Annotated in this window: 2 protein-coding genes; one reads left to right on the plus strand and one right to left on the minus strand. The window is 75.9% G+C overall.

The features are described from left to right. Positions 1 to 332 precede the first annotated feature (332 nt). Positions 333 to 1,550 carry an ROK family protein gene (locus RZ84_RS06120; RefSeq protein ID WP_043263412.1) on the minus strand — a complete coding sequence of 406 codons (1,218 nt, stop codon included), beginning with the start codon at positions 1,548 to 1,550 and terminating at the stop codon, positions 333 to 335. Between the two features lie 17 nt (positions 1,551 to 1,567). Between RZ84_RS06120 and RZ84_RS06125 the strand changes: the two genes are divergently transcribed. After that, positions 1,568 to 2,827, plus strand: a complete 1,260-nt coding sequence (locus RZ84_RS06125) for an MFS transporter (protein ID WP_043263413.1) — start codon at positions 1,568 to 1,570, stop codon at positions 2,825 to 2,827. Positions 2,828 to 3,144: the final 317 nt, after the last annotated feature.

The raw sequence follows: 3,144 nt of genomic DNA on the forward strand, positions 1-3,144 counted from the left end.
GGGTGGAAAAAGACCCGTGGGACACACGCAAGTGGGATCGTGCGGGTTCATGGGCGGATAGAGACCGTCACCGGACCACTCGCCCGGCCCCAACGCACCGGTTTTCCCTCCCACCCGCGGGAGGGGGCGGGCCGGAGGGGGCGGTGTGCCGGACGTAAAGCGAAGCAGTCCGGCACACCACCCCCGGAGGACCGCCACCGCACCCCAAAGCCCCGCGCAGCGGACCCCGCCCGCCGCAGGCGCAACGGCGACAAACCCCCACGGCGGGACAGCCGACAACGTCGGGCGCGGCAAAGCGCAGCGGACGGGCAGCGGAACCACGGAACGACGGACTAATCCATGACCACCAACGGATCATCCAGCACCGGCTGCCAGGCCAGTTCGGCCGCGCCCACCAGGCTGTTGTGGTCGAGGCTGCACGGCAGGATCGGGACGCCGCCGCTGCGGCCCCACAGGCTGCGGTCGGCGACCACCGCCCGCAGCCGTTCCGGGTCGGCTTCCAGGAGGCTGCGGTGGAGTCCGCCGAGGATGATGCGGTCGGGGTTGAGGATGTTGACCAGGCCGGCGATGCCGAGCCCGAGGCGGTCGATGAGCAGGTCCGCGGCGGCGCGTACGCCCGGGTCGGCGTACTCGTTGCGCAGCAGTTCCACGGCCTGGTGGAGGAGCGAGACCTCGGGGCCCGGTTCCCGGCCGGCCGCGACGAGGAAGGCGAGGGGGTCGGCCTCGACGTCCAGGCAGCCGCGGCTGCCGCAGTGGCAGGGCGCGCCCTCGGGGTTGACGGTGAGGTGGCCGACCTCCAGGGCGAGGCCCGAACTGCCGCTGTGCAGGCGGCCGTCGAGCACCAGCGCCCCGCCGACGCCGCGGTGGCCGGAGGCGACGCAGAGCAGATGGCGGGCGCCCCGGCCGGCCCCGTGCCGGTGTTCGGCGAGTGCGCCGAGGTTGACATCGTTGCCGGTGAAGCCGATCCCGGCGGTGACGCCGGGGATGCCGGCGTCGGCGAGCGCGCGCAGGAAGAGTTCGCGTACGGGAGCGCCCGAAGGCCAGGCGAGGTGCAGCGGGTTGAGCGCTTCACCGTCCGGTTCGGCGACCGCGGACGGTACCGCGAGGCCGGCGCCGAGGCAGCGGCGGCCGGTCTCGTCCAGCAGTGCGGAGCCGGCCGCGACGACCTCGGCGAGCACGTGCGCCGGGTCGGCGGGGACGGTGCCGCAGCCGGGCGCGGTGGCGACGATCCGGCCGCCGAGGCCGACCAGCGCGGCGCGGTAGCCGTCGGCGTGGATCTGCGCGGCGAGTACGACCGGGCCGTTCTCGTCGACGAACAGCCGGTGGGAGGGGCGGCCTTGGGAGCCGGCGGAGGCGTGCGGCCGGGAGTCGACGGTGATCAGGCCGAGGGCTTCGAGCTCGGCGGCCACCGCCCCGGCGGTCGCCCGCGTCACGCCGAGTTCGGAGGTCAGTACGGCGCGGGTGGGTGCGCGTCCTGTGTGTACGAGCTCCAGTGCGGGTCCGAGGGCGCTGCGGCCCCGCTCCAGCCTGGTTGTCCGAGTCTGGGTCACGTCTCTATTCTGGCTTTGTGCCGACGCTAAACAAAATACGGACGGCCCTCGCCCGCAACCGGGGCCCGCTCCCCTCCGCTCCCCGACCGACCGATCCCCGACCGACCCGCCTCCGCATCGCCCTCACGGCCTTCTTCGCCATGGACGGCTTCCTCTTCGCCGGCTGGGTCGTCCGCATCCCCGCGATCAAGGCGCAGACCGGCGCCGGCGCGGGTGCCCTCGGGCTCGCGCTGCTCGGCGTGTCCGCGGGCGCGGTGGCCTTCATGATGATCACCGGCCGGCTGTGCCGCCGCTTCGGCAGCCATGCCGTGACCACCGCCTCCGGCGCCGCCCTGGCGCTGAGCATCCTGCTGCCGCCGCTCACCCGCTCGGCCACCGCGCTGGGCCTGGTGCTGCTGGTCTTCGGCGCGGCGTACGGCTCCCTCAACGTCGCCATGAACAGCGCCGCCGTCGAGCTGATCGCCGCCCTGCGCCGCCCGGTGATGTCCGGCTTCCACGCCGCCTTCAGCCTGGGCGGGATGCTGGGCGCGGGCCTCGGCGGGCTGATCGCGGGCCGGCTGTCCCCGGCCACGCACCTGCTGGTGCTGGCGGTCATCGGGCTGGTGGTGACGGCCGTCGCCGGGCGGGCGCTGCGCGGGCCCGCGGGGGCGGACCGGACGCCGCTTCCCGAGGGACCCGGTGCGTCCCGGTCGGACCGTTCGCGGCCGGCCGGCGGGGCCAAGCGGGCGCGCCGGCTGGTCCTGGTCTTCGGCCTGATCGCGCTCTGCACCGCGTACGGCGAGGGCGCGATGGCCGACTGGGGCGCGCTGCACCTCTCGCAGGACCTGGCCGCCGGGCCGAGCCTGGCCGCCGCCGGATACGCGGTGTTCGCCCTGGCGATGACCGCCGGCCGGCTCTCCGGCACCGCCGTCGTCCAGCGCTTCGGCCCGACCCGCGCCCTGATCACGGGCGGTTCCACGGCCACGGCCGGCATGCTGCTCGGCGCACTGGCACCGACCGCATGGGCCGCCTGCGCCGGTTTCGCCGTCGCCGGTCTGGGCCTGGCCAACATCTTCCCGATCGCCATCGCCCGCGCCGGCGAGGCCGACGGCCCGGACGGGGTCGCGGTGGCCTCCACGGTCGGCTACGGCGGCATGCTGCTCGGCCCGCCCGCGATCGGCTTCCTCGCCGAGGCGTTCGGGCTGCCCGTCGCGCTGACCACGGCCGCGCTGCTGGCCGCGGTGGCGGCGGCCGTCGCGTACGCGACCCGCGGGGCGCACCGCAGCGGGCGCGGCTGAGCGCCCCGGCTCCCCCGCGCGGGCGATCCGCTGTGCGCTGAATTCGGCCCGCCCGAGGGGGAGTTGACGGCCGCGGCGGCGGCATCGCGGCTGGTCGGCGCGCCGGGGGGCCGGATCGGTGCCGGCGGGCCGCAGCTCCGCCGGCTCACCCCGCCGGGGTCCGATTCCGCTGCCGGCTGGCACACTCGGGGCATGCAGATCACCGAGTTCGTCGAAACGCTGCGGCTGGACGGAGCGCTGCTCGCGGACGCCGCGGAGGAGGCCGGGCCCGACGCCCCGGTTCCGTCCTGTCCGAACTGGCGGGGGCGGGGCCCCCG

It is taken from the genome of Streptomyces sp. CT34, assembly GCF_000805335.1.
GTDB lineage: Bacteria > Actinomycetota > Actinomycetes > Streptomycetales > Streptomycetaceae > Streptomyces.